This is a genomic window from Enterobacter sp. CCUG 70166, assembly GCF_020224095.1.
GTDB classification, from domain to species: domain Bacteria; phylum Pseudomonadota; class Gammaproteobacteria; order Enterobacterales; family Enterobacteriaceae; genus Enterobacter; species Enterobacter intestinihominis.
The window spans coordinates 1-948 of the sequence record NZ_NRIQ01000104.1; the positions used below are offsets into that span (position 1 = coordinate 1).

The window sequence follows — 948 nt, forward strand, 5'->3', positions numbered from 1 at the left end:
ACCCGTGGCGATTCAGACACAGTGCCTGTGGCGGACTCAGTCCCGAACAATTTGAAAACCAGAACCTCGCTTAGGGCCGTGTCCACATTACGTGGGTAGGATCACAAGGAGTCATTATTAGGGTGGCTTTTTTATGTTGAGGTGGCCGCGTTTCTTTCTCCTGCCATTATGGTCGCAGGACTGGCATGCCTGCAGAACATGGAATGGTACAGAAAGAAAGGGTATTCGAGTATTGGTGATTTGTTCAAACGCAACAGTACTGACAGGATTGAAGAGACTTGGCTAGTTAATAAGGAGGTCGGAGCTATTGAGCTGGCTGAAGCTCTGCAGGGATTTACCTCCAAAGAGGTCATTTCCCATGGAGATCGCTTCATCCTTATCATTGATAATCTGGACCGAATCAGTGCAGACAAAGTGAAAGAGCTCTGGAGTGATATGGAGCTTATTGCCGGAGCCACTCATGAACACTTCAGGATAGTGGTGCCCTATTCGGCAAGACAGGTTTCAGCCTCACTTTCTGTGGCGGGTTTCAGCGGGCGTGAGTTTATTGCAAAGCGGATTCCTGTAAGTTTTCAGGTTCCTCCTCTTATTTCGGCAGGATGGCAGGAAGCGTTAAGGCAGTACTGGAAAGAAACAGTAAATGAGGATGCAGGGATAGCGTGCCGGGAAGCAACGGTGTTGCTTGAGCGCTGGAAACCCTCTGAGTATCCTCGTATCACACCGCGATTAATGAAGAAGTTTGTTAATGATATTCATATTCTGAACCTTACCGTTCCTGCAACAGAAGATCATCGCCATATTCTTATTGCTCTCTACTTACTGGTGGTCAGATACGGGGAGCGAGATATTTAAGTATTACTTCGCGATCCCAAAGCTAGTCAGACCGAACCCGGTATTGCTCCGGATGATTTTGACGAGATGCTCTCGCTATGAAGTGGTCAACAAAAA

At 47.5% G+C, this 948-nt stretch carries 1 protein-coding gene; it reads left to right on the forward strand.

From position 1 onward, the window contains the following. Positions 1 to 198: 198 nt before the first annotated feature. Positions 199 to 852: a P-loop NTPase fold protein gene (locus CKK19_RS25310; RefSeq protein ID WP_225455273.1), complete on the forward strand. Its 654-nt coding sequence runs from the start codon at positions 199 to 201 to the stop codon at positions 850 to 852. Positions 853 to 948 lie beyond the last annotated feature (96 nt).

Bases quoted from the DNA above. Each gene is read 5' to 3' on its own strand.
- CKK19_RS25310 (WP_225455273.1), top strand. From the start codon at position 199: ATGGAATGGTACAGAAAGAAAGGGTATTCGAGTATTGGTGATTTGTTC.